General features: G+C 31.3%; 17 protein-coding genes. All 17 read right to left on the bottom strand.

The window, feature by feature from the left end:
• Nucleotides 1-19 precede the first annotated feature (19 nt).
• The 17 genes from ACFWTK_RS10390 to lepA all read right to left on the bottom strand — a co-directional run bounded on the left by ACFWTK_RS10390 (nucleotide 20) and on the right by lepA (nucleotide 17,560).
• Nucleotides 20-727 (bottom strand): diacylglycerol kinase, encoded by a 708-nt coding sequence (locus ACFWTK_RS10390; protein ID WP_242862642.1) that lies wholly within the window; start codon nucleotides 725-727, stop codon nucleotides 20-22.
• Between the two features lie 80 nt (nucleotides 728-807).
• On the bottom strand, nucleotides 808-1,314 hold the full coding sequence (gene ybeY, locus ACFWTK_RS10385) for an rRNA maturation RNase YbeY (RefSeq protein WP_415875948.1): 507 nt from the start codon (nucleotides 1,312-1,314) through the stop codon (nucleotides 808-810).
• A gap of 3 nt (nucleotides 1,315-1,317) precedes the next feature.
• Nucleotides 1,318-3,375 (bottom strand): HD family phosphohydrolase, encoded by a 2,058-nt coding sequence (locus ACFWTK_RS10380; RefSeq protein WP_415875947.1) that lies wholly within the window; start codon nucleotides 3,373-3,375, stop codon nucleotides 1,318-1,320.
• A gap of 76 nt (nucleotides 3,376-3,451) precedes the next feature.
• Entirely contained in the window at nucleotides 3,452-4,627 is a 1,176-nt protein-coding gene (yqfD, locus tag ACFWTK_RS10375) for a sporulation protein YqfD (RefSeq protein WP_415875946.1), read from the bottom strand.
• On the bottom strand, nucleotides 4,624-4,911 hold the full coding sequence (gene yqfC / locus ACFWTK_RS10370; RefSeq protein WP_415875945.1) for a sporulation protein YqfC: 288 nt from the start codon (nucleotides 4,909-4,911) through the stop codon (nucleotides 4,624-4,626). The genes yqfD and yqfC overlap by 4 nt, the downstream gene beginning before the upstream one ends.
• A gap of 127 nt (nucleotides 4,912-5,038) precedes the next feature.
• Complete coding sequence (locus tag ACFWTK_RS10365) at nucleotides 5,039-5,482, bottom strand: GatB/YqeY domain-containing protein (RefSeq protein WP_415875944.1); 444 nt, start codon at nucleotides 5,480-5,482, stop codon at nucleotides 5,039-5,041.
• Between the two features lie 27 nt (nucleotides 5,483-5,509).
• Nucleotides 5,510-5,692 carry a 30S ribosomal protein S21 gene (gene rpsU, locus ACFWTK_RS10360; protein WP_061858669.1) on the bottom strand — a complete coding sequence of 61 codons (183 nt, stop codon included), beginning with the start codon at nucleotides 5,690-5,692 and terminating at the stop codon, nucleotides 5,510-5,512.
• Between the two features lie 137 nt (nucleotides 5,693-5,829).
• Nucleotides 5,830-6,174, bottom strand: coding sequence for a histidine triad nucleotide-binding protein (locus ACFWTK_RS10355; RefSeq protein WP_415875943.1), 345 nt, complete (start codon nucleotides 6,172-6,174; stop codon nucleotides 5,830-5,832).
• 74 nt (nucleotides 6,175-6,248) lie between these two features.
• Nucleotides 6,249-7,550: a tRNA (N(6)-L-threonylcarbamoyladenosine(37)-C(2))-methylthiotransferase MtaB gene (gene mtaB, locus ACFWTK_RS10350; protein WP_415875942.1), complete on the bottom strand. Its 1,302-nt coding sequence runs from the start codon at nucleotides 7,548-7,550 to the stop codon at nucleotides 6,249-6,251.
• On the bottom strand, nucleotides 7,550-8,305 hold the full coding sequence (locus tag ACFWTK_RS10345; RefSeq protein WP_415875941.1) for a 16S rRNA (uracil(1498)-N(3))-methyltransferase: 756 nt from the start codon (nucleotides 8,303-8,305) through the stop codon (nucleotides 7,550-7,552). The genes mtaB and ACFWTK_RS10345 overlap by 1 nt, the downstream gene beginning before the upstream one ends.
• 16 nt (nucleotides 8,306-8,321) lie before the next feature.
• Nucleotides 8,322-9,254 carry a 50S ribosomal protein L11 methyltransferase gene (gene prmA, locus ACFWTK_RS10340; RefSeq protein WP_415875940.1) on the bottom strand — a complete coding sequence of 311 codons (933 nt, stop codon included), beginning with the start codon at nucleotides 9,252-9,254 and terminating at the stop codon, nucleotides 8,322-8,324.
• Between the two features lie 117 nt (nucleotides 9,255-9,371).
• The gene (gene dnaJ, locus ACFWTK_RS10335) at nucleotides 9,372-10,502 is read right to left on the bottom strand and encodes a molecular chaperone DnaJ (protein WP_415875939.1); all 1,131 of its coding nucleotides are present in this window, start codon (nucleotides 10,500-10,502) and stop codon (nucleotides 9,372-9,374) included.
• A 93-nt stretch (nucleotides 10,503-10,595) separates the two neighbouring features.
• The gene (gene dnaK / locus ACFWTK_RS10330; protein ID WP_415875938.1) at nucleotides 10,596-12,452 is read right to left on the bottom strand and encodes a molecular chaperone DnaK; all 1,857 of its coding nucleotides are present in this window, start codon (nucleotides 12,450-12,452) and stop codon (nucleotides 10,596-10,598) included.
• A gap of 180 nt (nucleotides 12,453-12,632) precedes the next feature.
• Nucleotides 12,633-13,307 (bottom strand): nucleotide exchange factor GrpE, encoded by a 675-nt coding sequence (gene grpE / locus ACFWTK_RS10325; protein ID WP_415875937.1) that lies wholly within the window; start codon nucleotides 13,305-13,307, stop codon nucleotides 12,633-12,635.
• A gap of 11 nt (nucleotides 13,308-13,318) precedes the next feature.
• Complete coding sequence (hrcA, locus tag ACFWTK_RS10320; protein WP_415875936.1) at nucleotides 13,319-14,386, bottom strand: heat-inducible transcriptional repressor HrcA; 1,068 nt, start codon at nucleotides 14,384-14,386, stop codon at nucleotides 13,319-13,321.
• A 192-nt stretch (nucleotides 14,387-14,578) separates the two neighbouring features.
• A complete protein-coding gene (hemW, locus tag ACFWTK_RS10315; protein WP_415875935.1) occupies nucleotides 14,579-15,703 on the bottom strand; it encodes a radical SAM family heme chaperone HemW in 1,125 nt (374 codons plus the stop codon).
• Between the two features lie 48 nt (nucleotides 15,704-15,751).
• On the bottom strand, nucleotides 15,752-17,560 hold the full coding sequence (lepA, locus tag ACFWTK_RS10310; protein ID WP_415875934.1) for a translation elongation factor 4: 1,809 nt from the start codon (nucleotides 17,558-17,560) through the stop codon (nucleotides 15,752-15,754).
• Nucleotides 17,561-17,625 lie beyond the last annotated feature (65 nt).

Raw genomic sequence — 17,625 nt, 5'->3', positions numbered from 1 at the left:
TTTTATTCATGGCTTATTTCTACAAAATTTTAAAAATCAATAACGTTAGAAGCGTTCCAAACAATCCTCCAGCTATTACCTCTAAAACAGAATGAACTTGAGAATCTACCCTACTTTGCGCTACTATAAAAGCCATGATATAGCTAAGAATTATAACAGTAGGCTCCTCAGTAAGTAAAGCTATAGTAGTAGCTATAGAAAATCCTATAGCACTATGACCACTTGGCATACCTCCTTTTAATGGAGTACCTTCTCCAAATATTGCTTTAGCTATTACCGTAGCCAAAGATACAATAACTAAACTTAAGAAAATCATATATGGTTCAGAATTCTTTATTTTTTTTATTACTACAAATGTAAAAGGCATCAATCTATCCCAAAATATAATATACCCTACTAATATAGAATTTATAGCAGTTACCAATACTGCTCCAGCAGCAACATTTTTAGCAAGCTTCGCCAAGGGATGATAATAGTTTGTAGTAGCATCTATAGCAAATTCTATGGCGGTATTTATCATTTCACATACAAGAACCATAGTTATAGTTATAGTTATAACTAGAAGCTCCATCTTTGTTAAATCATAAAAAAAGCATGCGCTGAGCACTAATAGTGCTGCCACCATATGTATTCTCATATTTCTCTGAGTTCTTACTGTATATATTAATCCTTCAATAGCATAATTGAAACTATCTATTAATTTTTTTACCTTTTTTATAAAAATCACTCCACTTCTATGTAAGGATAAAATTTTGACATGCAGCCCATTCTTGTACTGCATGTCATTTAAATCATTATTAATAATACCTATACTTCTCTTGTTATATTAAATTTTTCTAAAATTTTTTCTTCCCTTTCCCTCATTATACTTCTTTCTTCATCTTCCATATGATCATATCCTAAAAGATGAAGAACTGAATGAATTGTAAGATAACATACTTCTCTCAAAAATGAATGACCATATTCTTCACTTTGTTCCTTTGCTCTTTCTAAAGACAGTACAATATCTCCTAATACAAGTCTTCCTTCATTTAAGTCTGCTGGAGAAAAGTTGTTATCCTTATATACATTTTTATATACCTTACCCTTAGGGTAATCTAACATAGGAAAAGACAATACATCAGTTACCCTATCAATGTTTCTCTGCTCCTTATTTATATTTCTTATTTGCTCATTATCAATAAATATCACGCTTATTTCCGTATCAATATTTACTTCTTCTTCTTTTAAAGCATACTCTATAATGTCATTTACGCTTTTTAAAATATCATCATCTACCTCTAATTTATCTTGTCTGTTGTCTATATATATCATTTTCTATTCTCCTTTTAATTCATGTACTTTGTTCTCAGTAGGATATTCAATTCTTTGATGATATATTCCTGATAGAGCTTTTAAAAAAGCTGCTCTTATTTTATCTAAATCCTTTAGCGTTAAGTCACAGTTATCCAACTGACCTTCATTAAGTCTAGCTTTAATTATATTATTAACCATCTCTTGTACTTTCCCTTTTGTAGGCTCACTTATAGATCTCACAGCAGCCTCAACTCCATCAGCCAGCATTAAAATAGCATTTTCCTTACTGTTCGGTTTGGGACCTGAATATTTGAAATCTTCTTCCTTAATTTCCTCTGGTCTTTCGCTGTTGTTTTTAGCAGTTACATAAAAGTACTTCACCAAAGATGTTCCATGATGCTGCTCAATTGCATCTCTTATAACTTTTGGAAGCTTATATTCTTTTGCAATTTCAATACCATCCTTTACATGAGAAGTTATTATAAGAGTGCTTAAATTAGGATTTATCTTATTATGAGGATTATCACGTCCTACTTGATTTTCCTTGAAAAACATAGGTCTTTTAATTTTTCCTATGTCATGATAGTAAGCAGCAACTCTGGCAAGCACCGGATTCCCACCTACTTGTTCTGCAGCAACCTCTGCTAAATTTGCCACTAGTACACTATGATGATATGTACCCGGAGCTTCTAAAAGCAACTTTTTTTGGACAGGATGATTAGGGTTTGAGAGCTCTAAAAGTTTAATATTTGTAACTATATCAAAAGTACTCTCAAAGAAAGGCAAAAAGCCAATAGTCAGTATAGCTGCCATAATGCTTCCTATGAAAGAATACCCAGATCTTTTTAAAACTTCTATCACATTATTGCTTAAAAGGAATCCTACTGTGAAAGTTAGAATAGTATTCATGACTCCTATAAATAAAGACGCATAAAGTATATCATTTCTTTGCTGAATTCTTTTAAGAACAACAGCTCCTAATATGCTGTTTAGTATAGCAAGCAATGTTATTTCAATATTAAATTGAGAAACAGCACTTAGTAAAATACAATTAATAATGCTAGATGCTATTGAAATCTTATAATTAATTAAAAGGGTTATGAGCATGGGAATACATGCCAATGGTATTAAAAATGGTGAAATTATAGATATAGTTCTTCCTAAAAGTATAGATATACATGTAAGTATATTTAATAATATTAACTTACTATAATCATTATATATCTCTTTATAATACTTATATATATAAAACCACTGAAGAAACATTACTAGTAGTACTAAAGCAGCTATATTTAAATAGATATACTTATTATCCTCACTATCTAAAAGTCCAAGATCCTTTAATATTATTAAATCTCTATCAGTTACCGGCTCCCCTTCTTTTACAATAATTTGGCCTTTCTTTATTACAATAGGTTGAACAGATTTTTTTGCTTCAATCTTTAGCTCATTTGTCTTTTCTTCATCATAAAAAAAGTTTGGTTTTACCATTAATGTACCTATTCTAATTCCCAAATCTCTTAAGTTTCTAGATAATTTAGAACTATTAAATTTTACAGCAATAGCATCCTGGGCTTTTTTAATATCCTCTTCATTATCTTCTCTTATATCCATGTCTAACACTTTACTAATTATAACTTTTAAATTTTCTTGTAAAGATTTAAGCTGTGTTTCATTTAAACTCACTAAAACTTTTATTTCCTCTTCTGATAGATTGATTTGTGTATTTTCTCTTATATCTTGAACCTTATGACTTTCATCTAAGGTACTTTCCAATAAATTGTTAGCTCTAAAAAACAAACTATCTATCTGCTCTAAAGCTTCCTTTTTAATTTCTAAATTTTTATTATACTGGAGAGGTACAGACTCCTCTTTTTGCTGCTGCTTTTCTTTAGTCTTGAGAGTATCTGTAACTTCTTTTGGAGCTTTAATATCAAATTTAGGTATATCCCCTACTTTTAAATTGTATTTTTTTGTAACTAAAGAAGTCATTAGTATTGCCGATATAAAAATAAAAGTAAGAATAAAGGTTATTAATTTTTTTAAATCATTGCTTTCTATTCTACTTATGATTTTCATAATCTATTATAATCACGTCCTTGTTTTTTATAGTCATACCTTGTCTTCTGCAAATACTTTATAGCCCTTACATATTTTATTTTCCATCTACTTTCTCATTAATATCAGGCTGAAATACTTGAGGTTCTGCTATATTTTCCTCAACTACTAACATAACTCTTACTTCATATTTACCATTTTCTTTTTTTGCATCTACTATCTTATCTACTATTTTAACAGATTTATCTAACTTTACAATTATATTCGAAAAAAGTTCATCAGCTATTTTTTCTTTAACTTCTTCTGTGTTTATTTTTTTCTGTTTTTCTTGCACCTCAAAATATACTTCTTTTTTTATGAAAGAATCATCCATAGATATTTTATCATATATTTTAAAGTTATTCTTGGCCTTTTTTAGGTAAATTTTTTTTCCAAACAGTTCTATATACACATTTTTATCTTCTTTTCCAGTTCTATCCCTGCTAACATATTCAATTGGTACTTGTTTTTTCTCTTCATAGAATGTTCTTGCTATAACTTCTGCTGATGCATGAACCGGATATGTAGCTTCCTCTTTTCCTTGTTCTCCTTTAACTAATATGTCTCCCTTTTTCACGATGTCTCCATTTTTTACAATTGCTGTCCCAGTTGAACTATATACCCTTATAATCTCTCCATCCTTCTTAGCAACTATATTGCATGGAGAATTATCCGATATAAAATTAGGAGGCTCTTGCCTTTCTGCAATGCTTATATTTAATTTTACTCCTTCTATTCTTGCCTTAACCCACATTATATCGCTATTATTTTTTATAATTTTTTCTTCTAAATCATATACATTTATTTTCTTTTTTCTAACCGCAGGAGCAATTCCTAAGTCTTTTAACTGATTCCTTATTTCATAAGGTGTAACATTGTTCTCAGTAGTAATATTTATATTCCATATAAATGTAGATAAATAATATATTATTGAGATAAAAATAAGAATGCCAATTGTAAGAGTTTTTCTTCTTCTATTTTTAATTATAAAAAAGGATAGGCCACTTCTCCTAACTATTTTTAGTTTAGTACTGGTCCTCTTAGCCATATTACTTATTGTATCATAATATTTTAAATTTGCATCAAATCGCAATGTGGTTATGTCTATTCTTCTTACGTTGCTAATATTGACCCCATTTTTCCAAAGTAAATTTATAAATTTCTCTGGTGTCATAGTCTGAATTTCAATTGTTATCATTCCCCTTTTATACTTCTCAAAATTAAACTTACTCATGCTTCATTCTCCTCATAACTTATACCTTTAAATTTACCTCCTAAGACTATAGTACTTCCTCCAATAAATAGTATTTCAAGATTTTTTCCTCTGATAGAAATAGTTCCAGAATTTGAATTCAACTTAATTTCCTCTTCTTCAAACATTATTATTCCTTTGTGATTTTCAATAGTAATTTCATTATTGCCTGTTACTATTATTTGGGGTATATCTAAAACCACATCTCTTGGCAATCCAAGTTTTTGCGCAATAGTTTCTTTAGTCTTATATATCTTCTTTTTCAATCTGCGCTCTCCTAAAAATTACTTTCATACTAATTTATGAACTTTCTACTTAATAAATTACTATAAAATAAAAAGATCCAGCTTTAAACTGGATCCTAATTTAAGTTTTTTCAAACTTTTATTTCATTTAATTTAAATTTTGTTTTACAATGGCACTTACAAGTTTGCCATCTGCACGACCTTTAGTTTTAGCCATTACAGCTGACATAACTTTTCCCATATCCTTGACACTACTTGCCCCTGTTTCATTAATTGTCTGACGAACTATTTCAGCAATTTCATCTTGGGTCAACTGCTTAGGAAGGTACTCTAATAAAATCTCTATCTCAGAATTAGCTTCATCAACTAAATCTTGTCTATTACCTCTTTCAAACTCAGCAATAGCATCTCTTCTACGTTTCACTTCCTTCGATAAAAGTTCAATAATTTCTTCATCATTTAAAATTCTATTATCAGTTTTTTCAACTTGTAGAACAGCGGCTTTTGCCATACTTAAAGTGCTGGCTTTAAACTTGTTTTTTTCTAACATAGCTTTTTTCCAGTCCTGTTGTAATTTTTCCTTAAGAGACATACTTGAGTTACCTTCTTTCAATAATTCTTATCTAACTTTGCTTTTTCTTCTTCTTGCAGCTTCTGATTTTTTCTTTCTTTTTACGCTTGGCTTTTCATAATGTTCTCTCTTTCTTACCTCAGATAGAACACCTGCTTTTGCACAAGATCTTTTAAATCTTTTTAGCGCACTTTCTAATGTTTCATTCTCTCTTAATTTGATTTCTGACAACGATTATCCCTCCCTCCCTAGCAGTAATAAAACCTAAGTAATTTGCAGTTACTGAGGGCAAAATAGCACATTGGTAATTATACAACATTTTTTTACAAGCTGTCAACTACTTTCATAGTTTAATCTTATTTTCTTTTTTAAGCTGGTGACCAGCTAAGAGGTTTACCTCCTAAAATATGAAAATGAATATGTGGAACTTCTTGTCCCCCATCTTTTCCACAGTTTACCACCAATCTATATCCATTGTCACGGATATTAACCTTTTCGGCAACTTTTTTAACCACAAGCATCATATGACTTATTATATCTGAATCTTCCTCACATAAATCATTTAAACTTTCTATATGCTTTTTTGGTATTAAAAGGATATGTATTGGTGCTTTTGGATTTATATCTTCAAAGCCTAGGACTTTATCATCTTCATACACTTTTTTGCAAGGTATTTCTCCTTTAATTATTTTGCAAAATATGCAGTCTTCCATGATTATCACCTCCTTGCTTTTATTCATTTTTTATATTCAACACCAATAATAAAATTCCTTCTTTAAAGGTGTCTTTATTTACTTACTATTTTCCCTATGATATAATCTTCCTTTATACTTTCTAACTTAGTTTTTAAAATTTTACCATGTAAAGGTTCCTTTGATTGAGATATAACTTTAATATAGTTAGGGGTATAACCCTCATAACTATTTTCATTATACATCTGTTCATATAGAACTTCCATATCTTTGCCGATAAATTTATCCATAAATTCTTTTTCATTCTTTTTATTCAAGTCTAGAAGCATTTTACTTCTTTCTTCTTTAATATTTCCATCAACTTGGTTTTCCATACTTTCAGCTCTCGTTCCGCTTCTTGGACTATATTTAAATATATGCATCTTTGAAAGTTTTATCTCTTTTAAGAAATTGTAAGTCTTTTTAAATTCTTCTTCCGTTTCTCCAGGAAAACCTACTATAATATCCGTTGTTATTGATACATCTTTTACGTATTTTCTTAATAAATTAACTATATTTCTATATTGTTCTGTATTATATTTTCTATTCATTCTTTTTAAAGTCTCATCACATCCACTTTGAAGTGAAAGGTGAAAATGAGGACATAATTTTTTCAGTTTCCCAATTTCCTTTATTATTTCTTCATTGAAAAACTCTGGTCCTATTGACCCTATTCTAATTCTATTTATTCCTTCAATCTTTTCTATCTCTTGAAGTATTTTTAGTAAATTATAATCTCCTTCTAAATCAACGCCATAGGATGATATATCTATACCTGATAATATTACTTCCTTAAATCCATGCTTTGCTAATTCTCTTACTTCATAAATAACAGTTTCTGGAGCTTTACTGCATACTGCTCCCCTTGCAAATGGAATCAAACAGTAAGAGCAAAAATTATTACATCCATCTTGAATCTTTAAAAATGCTCTAGTCTTATCTTGATAATCTTCTATCTTTAAATCTTCAAAAACTTTATTCCTTAAAACATCATTAACTGCAACCATTTGCTTCTTCTCTTCTTTTGCTCTATTAACCCAGTAAACTATTTCTCCTTTGTTTCTTGTACCTAATACTACATCTACATCTCCAAGTTCGCTAACTTTATCTGGAGCAATTTGAGTATAGCATCCAACAGCTGCAATAATAGCATCTTTATTTTTTCTTTTAGCTCTTGATATCATTTGGCGCGATTTTTTATCACTCATATTAGTAACAGTGCAAGTATTTATTACATAAACATCTGCTACATCTTCAAAAGGAACTACTTCATATCCGCTCTTTATAAATTTTTCCGCCATAGCTTCTGATTCATATTGGTTAACTCTACATCCTAATGTAGCAAAAGCAACTTTCATCAAATTCTTCCTCCTAAATCTCCCAGTTCATACATAAGCAAAGCAAGAGTAGTAAATCCGGCTGTCTCTGTTCTAAGTATTCTTGGACCTAGAGTGATAATATGCGCTTCAATATCTTTTAAAGCACTTATTTCACTATCTTCAAAACCACCTTCAGGCCCAATTACTATACCTATTCTCTTAACTTCCTTATGTAAGTTTTTAATCATTTGTTTTACTCCATAATTTTCTGCGTTCTCATATGGAACCACTATTAAATCCATTTGTTTTAGTTCTTCTAATAGTTCTTTAAAATCTATAAGCTCATTTACCACAGGTATTAAGGTTCTTTTGCTTTGTTTGCAAGCTTCAAAAGCTATTCTATTCCATCTCTCTATTTTCTTATTATCCTTTTTTATTTCTCCTTGAGATGAAAGTACCCTTTCTGTTATAACAGGGGTTATCTCCTTAATTCCAAGTTCAGTACATTTTTGAACTATTATATCCATCTTTGTGGATTTGGGAAAGCCTTGATAAAGATATACATCTATAGGACTTTCATTATTAACATCTAACTCCTTTAAAAGTTTAACTTCTACCTTGGATTTAGTTATATCTTCTAATTGTCCTAAAAACTCTTTCCCATTACAATTATTTATATTTACCGTATCTCCTTCTTTAAGTCTTAGCACCTTATAAATATGCTTAACATCATCACCTTCAATTACAGCCTTATTATCAAATATCATATCTTCGCTTACAAAAAACTTATGCATCTCTGTAACGCTCCTTTTATGCTTTTGCAATTATGCAGCACCATTCTCCATCTACAGTTACTTCCTCAATTTTAAACCCACATTCCTCAAGTTTTGCTATTACATCATCTTTTCTATCTAGTATTATTCCTGAAGATATAAAATAGCCTCCATCTACAAGAACACTTTTAACATCCTCTGTTAATACTTTTATTATATCAGCTAATATATTAGCAACTACAATATTCGCTTTTCCTTCAACTACATCTATTAAGTTTCCATGAAGTATTTCTATATTTTCTAAATTATTAAGCTTTGAATTCTTTTTAGCAGAATCTACAGCTACAGGGTCTAAGTCTACACCTACTACTTTTTTTGCTTTCAATTTTGCAGCAGCTATAGCAAGTATTCCTGAACCTGTTCCTATATCAAATACGATAGCATCATTACTTACATACTTCTCTAAAGCTCTAACACACAGTCTTGTGGTTTGGTGAGTTCCTGTTCCAAAGGCCATACCTGGGTCTAATTCTAGAACTATTTCATCCTTATCTGCACTATATTCTTCCCAAGTAGGCTTAACTACTATTCTTTCTCCTATCTTTGTAGGCTTATAGTATTTCTTCCAATTGTTCGCCCAGTCTTCTTCATTTACACTTTTAACAGTGACCTTCCCTTCTCCTTTGTCTATGCCAAATTTATCTAAGTTCATTACACTTTCCTTTATATATTGTAAATCATCTTTGAACTTTTCACTATCTTTGTAATAAGCTTTTATAACAGCTGAATCATCTGGACTTATAGGATATTCTTCTATCCAATCAAGTCCTGGACTTTTAATTTTTTCCTCCACATCTTTAGGATCTAGTATAGAAACTCCTTGAACTCCTGTATTATATAATATCCCTGTTATAGCCTCAACAGCCTCACTAGTTGTAATGATCTCTACTTCCAACCATTGTTTATCCATATGCTTAAACTCTCCTTCGTTTTTATTCTCTGCCGTATATATCATTTAATTATAATGCAAATCTAACTAAGTTGTAAACTAAAAAACTTGTTTCTCTCCTATGGAGAGAAACAAGTTTTATTTGAAGCTTTTTTTAATTTTATCTACAATAGACTCTCTAGTTTCTTTACGACTTTCTCCTATCTTTTCTCCGCTAGCTTCCATAAAAGCTATTAAAGCTTCCCTCTGTTTTTCATTTAGGTTCTTAGGTACATCTACAATCACTTTAACATACTGGTCTCCTCTTCCGCGGCCATTAACCTTTGGAACTCCTTTCCCTCTTAACCTAAATACAGTTCCTGGTTGAGTTCCTGGTGGAACAGTATACTTTACATCTCCATCTATAGTTGGTACTTTAAGTTCTGTACCTAAAGCAGCTTTTCCAAAGCTTATATGCTCTTCTGTATATATATCAAAGCCTTTTCTATTAAATATCTTATGTGATGCTACTCTTATATTTATATATAAGTCTCCATTTGGTCCACCATTTTTACCTGGTTCTCCCTGTCCTCTTAGCGGTAATACATTACCTGTATCTACACCAGCAGGAATATTTATCTTTATCTTCTTATTCTTTCTTACAGTACCTTTTCCATGGCAAGTAGGACATGGTGTATCTATAACACTTCCACTTCCTCCACATTTATCGCAGGTACTAGTAGTTACAAAACTTCCTAGTGGGGTACTTCTCTGATATCTTACTTGTCCTGTACCTTTGCATTTGTCACACTGCCTTGGATGAGTTCCTGATTTTGCACCACTTCCGTTACAAGTTTCACACTTTTCATTCTTTGATATAGAAATTTCTTTTTCTATTCCAAATACAGCTTCTTCAAAAGTTAAACTGATAGTATATTCAAGATCAGCACCTCTTTCTGGACCATTTCTTCTTCTTGAAGAAAAACCTCCACCAAAGAAGCTGTCAAATATATCTTCAAAACCTCCCATACCTGAAAAATCAAAGCCGCCCCCACCAAAGCCGCCATTAAAGTCAGCTGTTCCAAACTGATCATAATGTGCTCTTTTTTCAGGGTCAGAAAGAACTTGATATGCTTCGTTTATTTCCTTAAACTTCTCTTCTGCTTCTTTATCCCCTTGATTTCTGTCAGGATGGTATTTCATGGCTAGTTTCCTGTATGCCTTTTTTAATTCATCGTCACTTGCGCCCTTTGATACTCCAAGCACATCATAATAGTCTTTATTAGCCATCCCTATTCACCACCTAATAATATATTAAACTCAAATTAAGGGAAGGCACTTAGACCATCCCTTAACTATCTTACTATATCAAGTATACACAATTTATTTGTCGTCTTCAACCTTAAAATCTGCATCTACTACATTATCATCACCAGCGTGAGCACCACCTTGAGCGCTTTCTGCATTACTACCCATATTTCCCATATTAGGATCAGCTTGTGCTCCTGATTGCTGATATAGTTTTTGTGAAATTGCATAGAATGCTTCAGTTAAATCATTTGTAGCTTTCTTTATAGCTTCTACATCTTCTCCGTCTTTAACTTTCTTTAAAGCTTCTAATTTCTCTTCTACAGCTTTCTTATCTTCAGCTGATACCTTATCTCCAAGGTCTTTCAATGTTTTTTCTGTTTGATAAGCTACAGAATCAGCATTGTTCTTAGCATCTATTGCTTCTTTTCTCTTTTCATCTTCTGCTGCAAACTTCTCTGCTTCTTTTACAGCCTTATCTATTTCATCATCGCTAAGATTAGTTGAAGCTGTAATTGTAATATTTGCCTCTTTTCCTGTTCCCTTATCCTTAGCTGAAACATTTAATATACCGTTAGCATCTATATCAAAAGTAACTTCTATTTGTGGAATTCCTCTTGGTGCTGGTGGTATATCATTTAATTGGAATCTTCCAAGAGTCTTATTATCTGCTGCCATCTTTCTTTCGCCTTGAACTATATGGATTTCAACAGAAGTTTGGTTGTCAGCAGCTGTTGAGAATATTTGACTTTTCTTTGTTGGTATAGTTGTATTTCTTTCTATTAATGGAGTTGCAATTCCTCCCATTGTTTCAATTCCTAATGTTAGTGGAGTTACATCAAGAAGTAATACATCCTTAACATCTCCTGTTAATACTCCTGCTTGAATTGCAGCACCCATAGCAACAACTTCGTCTGGGTTAACTCCCTTAGATGGTTCTTTGCCAGTAAACTTCTTAACTGCTTCTTGAACTGCTGGTATTCTTGTAGAACCTCCAACAAGAACTACTTTATCTATATCGTTGATTGAAAGATTAGCATCTTGTAGTGCTTTTCTCATTGGCTCAATTGTTGCTTCAACTAAGTCAGCTGTTAATTCCTCAAATTTAGCTCTTGTTAAATCCATATCTATATGCTTTGGACCAGTTGCATCAGCTGTTATAAATGGTAGGTTTATATTTGTCTTTGTTGATGAAGATAATTCTATTTTAGCCTTTTCAGCTGCTTCTTTTAATCTTTGAAGAGCCATCTTATCATTTCTTAAATCTATTCCATTTTCAGCTTTAAATGTATCTGCAATGTAGTTTATTATCTTTTGGTCGAAGTCGTCTCCACCAAGTCTTGTATTACCATTTGTTGCTTTAACTTCAAAAACTCCATCTCCAAGTTCTAGGATAGATACATCAAAAGTACCTCCACCTAAATCATATACAAATATCTTTTGATTTGTATCCATTTTATCAAGGCCATAAGCAAGAGATGCTGCTGTTGGTTCATTGATTATTCTCTTAACGTCAAGACCAGCTATCTTACCAGCATTTTTTGTTGCTTGTCTTTCACTATCATTAAAGTATGCTGGAACTGTTATAACTGCTTCAGTTACAGTCTCTCCTAAGTAAGCCTCAGCATCTGCTTTAAGTTTTTGAAGTATCATTGCTGATATTTCTTCTGGTGAATACTTCTTACCATCTATAGTCACTCTGTAATCTGTACCCATATGTCTTTTTATTGATATAATTGTTTTATCTGGGTTTGTAATTGCCTGTCTTTTTGCTACCTGACCTACAAGTCTTTCACCATTATCTTTGAAAGCTACTACTGATGGAGTTGTTCTTGAACCTTCAGCATTAGCTATAACTACTGGATTTCCACCTTCCATAACTGCTACACATGAGTTTGTAGTTCCTAAGTCAATTCCTATTACCTTTCCCATTTTATTCTTTACCTCCTATATAATTTGTAACTTATCTTTTTTATATAAGATAAATAAGCGATTCACAACAAATCATCTTATAGATCAAGTTGTTCCTCCAAAGCAGAGATTTCAACTCTCTACTTAAGATTTGTGTCCTCTACTTAACTTAAGTTATTATCCTATTGTTATATGTTTAATTTAATTAGCAACTTTAACAAGACTAAATCTTAGCACTTTATCTTCTCTTTTAAAACCTTTTTGGAATACTTCTACTATCTGATTTTTTCCAAAGCTATCGTCTTCAACATGCATTATAGCATTGTGATAGTTAGGATCAAATTCTCCACTTGTTGGAATTTCCTCAACTCCTAATTTTTCAAATGCATCATTAAACTGCTTAATTGTAATTTCTATTCCCTTTTTAAGATCTTCAGCATTTCCTTCTGCTGCTATTGCTCTCTCTAGATTATCAAAAACAGGGAGCATATGTTTTAATATATCTTCGCAAGCATCAGTATATATTAATTTTTTCTCTTTATCAGTCCTTTTTCTAAAATTATCATACTCTGCATTTATTCTTAAAAGCCTATCTTTTAAAGCTTCTAATTCATTTTTAAGTTTTGTATTTTCGTCTTTTAACCTTAAATTTTCATTCTTTAACTCTTCATTTTTATTATTTAAATCATCAACTACATTTTCTTCTATAATATCGTTAGTATCTTCCATATCATTAGTATCTTCTTTAAGCTCTTCAAATTCCATATCTTCATTTACTTCTGATTCTTTTAAAGTCTCTTCTTGTAATTCTTCTTTAGCTTCTTCTAATTGTTCCTCATTATCCTCAACTTGCTTTAAATTTTCATCGTTGATCATGTCTTCACCTCTTACTTATTATCAAAATAAATTTGACCAATATTATTATTAAGTATTCCAACCAATTGGGTTAATAATGAAATGACTTTAGAATATTGCATCCTCGTAGGCCCAATAACCCCTATGGTTCCAAGTGGCTCATTTCCTAAGCTGTAAGTTGCGGAAATTACACTACACTCTTTTGCGTCTTCTACTATATTCTCTTTACCTATGCTTATATTTATAACATTTGAGTTATTAGAATTTAATTCCATACCTCTATTAAATAGCTTTGCTAAAAGATCTTTATTATCTACTAAAGATAAAAACTGCCTTGCTTTTTCAACATCATTATATTCTGGATAATTAAATATATTGGATGCTCCTTCATAGTAAACCTCGCTATTATCGGCTCTATTTAAAGCATCATATAAAACTGTAATAATGGCATCAAAAATATCTTCATATCCTGTTAAGCCACTCTTTAGTTCATTTATTACTTTTAAGTTTATATCCTGAATAGTCAAATTTGTAAGCTTGCTATTTAAAAAATTTGAAATCTTTTGAAGTGCATCGTTATTTATAGCTTTATTAATCCTTATTAAATTATTATTAATCATTCCATTTTGTGTAACTATTATAGAAAGAATATTATTATTATCAATACCTAAAAGCTGTATCATTTTTATAGAACTATTTCTCACAGATGGAATTTTAACTACACAAGTTAATTTAGTAAGTTCTGAGAGCAATAGCACCGCTTTTTTAACTATTTTATCTACTTCATATAGTGCTTCGTTAATAAGCTGCGTCTTTATCATTAATTCTTCTTCCTTAGTTAGTTTAGGTACTTTAATAAGTTTATCTACATATAATCTATATCCTTTATCTGAAGGCTTTCTCCCTGAAGATGTATGGAGCTGTTCGATAAGTCCTAATTCCTCTAGATCAGACATTTCATTTCTTATAGTAGCTGAACTTATTCCTAAATCATATTTTTTTGCTATAGTCCTAGAACCTACCGGCTCCCCTGTGATGATATAATCATGGATAATAGCTTGTAGTATTTTAATTTTTCTTTCATCAATATTAAAATCCATCTATTTCATCACCTCTTTTATTAGCACTCTGTTCAACTGAGTGCTAACGGCTATGTTTTAAAATTATCACTCAACTATTTTTTTGTCAATATTACCATGTTTGTATAATGTATTAGTTTTTCATAAATATCTCTATTCAATTAAAATTCTCTCATTAAATCTCTTTTTTTCTCATGTTTTCCCTATATTTTGTTAACATAGTATAAAATCGCTCATAATAAAGTTCGAAATTTCAATTCCTCTTGGTGATAGAAATATCCTGTCTCCTTTTTCAATAATCATTCCTTTATTTTTATACTTTTCAATAACATCTTTATATACATTAAAAATGGATGTATTAAACCTCTCTTGAAAATCTTTCATAGATATTCCATCTATCTTTCTTAAGCCCATAAACATGAATTCTTCCATATTATCTTGCAATGAGTTTTTATTTTTTTCCACTACAGCAGTTCCGCGGTTATTTATATCTTGAATATACTTTTCTATATTATCTTCATTTCTAAACCTATAGCCATCTATGTAGGAATGGGCTGAACTTCCGCAGCCTAAATATTCATCTAAACTCCAATAGACCAGATTATGTTTACACTCTCTATTTTTTTTAGAAAAATTAGATATCTCATATTGATTATATCCCTTTGACTTTAAAAATTTTAATGTATAATGATACATCTCTCTTTCTAATTCTTCTTCAGGTAAATTTAGTTTATTCTCTTCATAAGACTTATAAAAAGGTGTACCTTCCTCTACTATTAGGCTATAGCAAGACAAATGTTCGGGTTCTAATCTAGTAACCTCGTCCAGCGTTTCTTTCCATTCATCTAAGCTTTGGTTTGGAAGTCCAAACATTAAATCTACATTTATATTTTTAAAGCCTAATTTTCTTGCCATACTAAAGCTGTTTATAAATTCATCTTTAGAGTGTATTCTTCCTATGGATTTAAGATGACTATCTTGCCAAGCTTGAAGTCCTATACTTAGTCTGTTTACTCCCATAGATTTGAATAGTTTTAGCTTTTCTTCGCTAAAGGTTCCAGGATTTCCTTCTACAGTAAACTCCAAATCTGAAGTCTTATTCAATTTATCTATACTTCTTTTTACAATATTCCATGCTTCTAAAGATAAGTAGGTGGGAGTTCCCCCACCTACAAAGATTGTTTTTATTCTCTTATCTACACTATCTAATTCTTTAGAAAGGGCTTCTGCATAAGATATCATTTGTGTTTCCTTTCCACAGAAGGAAGGGAAATCACAGTATAAACACTTTTGTTTGCAGAAGGGAATATGAATATAAAGCGCTATATCTTTATTCATTTCTCTTTACTACCTTTCAATTCTTATTCAAATCTTTCTTCATATATCCTAGTCATCTACCTTAAGTATTGACATAAATGCTTCTTGTGGAACTTCTACACTTCCGATTTGACGCATTCTCTTTTTACCTTCCTTTTGTTTTTCAAGAAGCTTTTTCTTTCTTGAAATATCTCCTCCATAGCATTTTGCAAGCACGTCTTTTCTCATAGCTTTTACTGTTTCTCTTGCTATTATTTTTGATCCAATTGCCGCTTGAATAGGAATTTCAAACATTTGTCTTGGAATTACTTCTTTTAGTTTCTCAGCAATAGCTCTACCCTTATGGTATGCTTTTTCTTCTGGAACTATCATAGATAATGCATCTACAACCTCTCCATTTAACAGCATATCCAATTTAACTAGCTTAGCTTCTTTATATCCATGTAATTCATAGTCTAAAGACGCATATCCTCTTGTTTTTGATTTTAACATATCAAAAAAGTCGTAAATTATCTCATTTAAAGGAATATAATAATTTAACACTACTCTTGTAGTTTCAATATATTCCATATCTATAAAGGTTCCTCTTCTGTTTTGACATAATTCCATTACTGAGCCTACATAATCTGAAGGGGTTATTATGGATGCCTTAACTACTGGCTCTTCCATTTTATCTATTTCTGTAGGATCAGGCATGTTAGTTGGATTTGTCATCTCCAGCATTTCTCCATCCTTTTTATATATCTTATATATAACTGATGGAGCTGTAGTTATAATATCTAAATTAAACTCTCTTTCTATACGTTCTTGAATTATCTCCATATGAAGCAGCCCTAAAAATCCGCATCTAAAACCGAATCCCAAAGCTATGGATGTTTCAGGCTCAAAAGATAATGCGGCATCATTTAGCTTTAACTTTTCTAATGCATCCTTTAATTCATCATATTTTGCTCCATCCACAGGATAAATACCACTGAATACCATAGGAACCGCTGGTCTATAACCTTCTAATGGCTCTTCTGCTGGTCTTGCTGCATCTGTTATAGTGTCTCCTACTGCTGCATCCCTTAGGTTTTTTATTGAAGCAGTAATATATCCAACCTCTCCTGCTTTTAGCTCTCCAGTTGGAAGAAAATTAGGAGTAAAAACCCCAACTTCTGTAACATCGTATTCTTTTCCACTAGCCATAAACTTAATCTTAGTTCCTACCTTAACTGAACCATCTTTAATTCTTACATAGCAAACTACACCTTTATAACTGTCATAGTATGAATCGAATATTAAAGCTTTTAATGGAGCTTCTTCATCTCCTTCTGGAGCTGGAACTTTTTCAACTACAGCTTCTAAAACATCTTTAATATTTAACCCTGTCTTCGCTGAAACTAAAGGCGCATCTTGGGCTTCTATCCCTATAATATCTTCAATTTCCTGTTTTACTTCGTCTGGCCTTGCACTTGGTAAATCTATCTTATTTATAACCGGAACTATTTCAAGATCATGATCTAAAGCAAGGTAACAGTTAGCTAAGGTCTGTGCTTGTATACCTTGCGTAGCATCTACAACCAGTATAGCTCCCTCACAAGCTGCTAAACTTCTTGAAACCTCATAGTTAAAATCCACATGTCCCGGAGTATCTATTAAATTTAATATATACTCCTCTCCATTATCTCTCTTATATATCAATCTTGCAGCTTGAGATTTTATTGTTATGCCTCTTTCCCTTTCCAGTTCCATGTTATCAAGCACTTGATTTTCCATTTCTCTCTCTGTAAGGGTTCCAGTCTCCTCCAAAAGCCTATCGGCAAGTGTAGACTTTCCATGATCGATATGCGCCACTATTGAAAAATTTCTTATATATTTTTTTCTATCGTTATGCATGTATTTTACCCCCATTGTGCATCATAAATTACAATAAATTATATCACAAGAATCTGGATACATGT

Source organism: Clostridium sp., assembly GCF_047777555.1.
Lineage (GTDB): Bacteria > Bacillota > Clostridia > Clostridiales > Clostridiaceae > Clostridium_H.
The sequence above is the reverse complement of the archived record's forward strand: the minus strand, read 5'-3'. Positions and strand labels throughout refer to the sequence as shown.

Bases quoted from the DNA above. Each gene is read 5' to 3' on its own strand.
- ybeY (WP_415875948.1), bottom strand. From the start codon at position 1,314: ATGATATATATAGACAACAGACAAGATAAATTAGAGGTAGATGATGAT.
- ACFWTK_RS10380 (WP_415875947.1), bottom strand. From the start codon at position 3,375: ATGAAAATCATAAGTAGAATAGAAAGCAATGATTTAAAAAAATTAATA.
- yqfD (WP_415875946.1), bottom strand. From the start codon at position 4,627: ATGAGTAAGTTTAATTTTGAGAAGTATAAAAGGGGAATGATAACAATT.
- ACFWTK_RS10365 (WP_415875944.1), bottom strand. From the start codon at position 5,482: ATGTCTCTTAAGGAAAAATTACAACAGGACTGGAAAAAAGCTATGTTA.
- ACFWTK_RS10355 (WP_415875943.1), bottom strand. From the start codon at position 6,174: ATGGAAGACTGCATATTTTGCAAAATAATTAAAGGAGAAATACCTTGC.
- mtaB (WP_415875942.1), bottom strand. From the start codon at position 7,550: ATGAAAGTTGCTTTTGCTACATTAGGATGTAGAGTTAACCAATATGAA.
- ACFWTK_RS10345 (WP_415875941.1), bottom strand. From the start codon at position 8,305: ATGCATAAGTTTTTTGTAAGCGAAGATATGATATTTGATAATAAGGCT.
- prmA (WP_415875940.1), bottom strand. From the start codon at position 9,254: ATGGATAAACAATGGTTGGAAGTAGAGATCATTACAACTAGTGAGGCT.
- dnaJ (WP_415875939.1), bottom strand. From the start codon at position 10,502: ATGGCTAATAAAGACTATTATGATGTGCTTGGAGTATCAAAGGGCGCA.
- dnaK (WP_415875938.1), bottom strand. From the start codon at position 12,452: ATGGGAAAGGTAATAGGAATTGACTTAGGAACTACAAACTCATGTGTA.
- grpE (WP_415875937.1), bottom strand. From the start codon at position 13,307: ATGATCAACGATGAAAATTTAAAGCAAGTTGAGGATAATGAGGAACAA.
- hrcA (WP_415875936.1), bottom strand. From the start codon at position 14,386: ATGGATTTTAATATTGATGAAAGAAAAATTAAAATACTACAAGCTATT.
- hemW (WP_415875935.1), bottom strand. From the start codon at position 15,703: ATGAATAAAGATATAGCGCTTTATATTCATATTCCCTTCTGCAAACAA.
- lepA (WP_415875934.1), bottom strand. From the start codon at position 17,560: ATGCATAACGATAGAAAAAAATATATAAGAAATTTTTCAATAGTGGCG.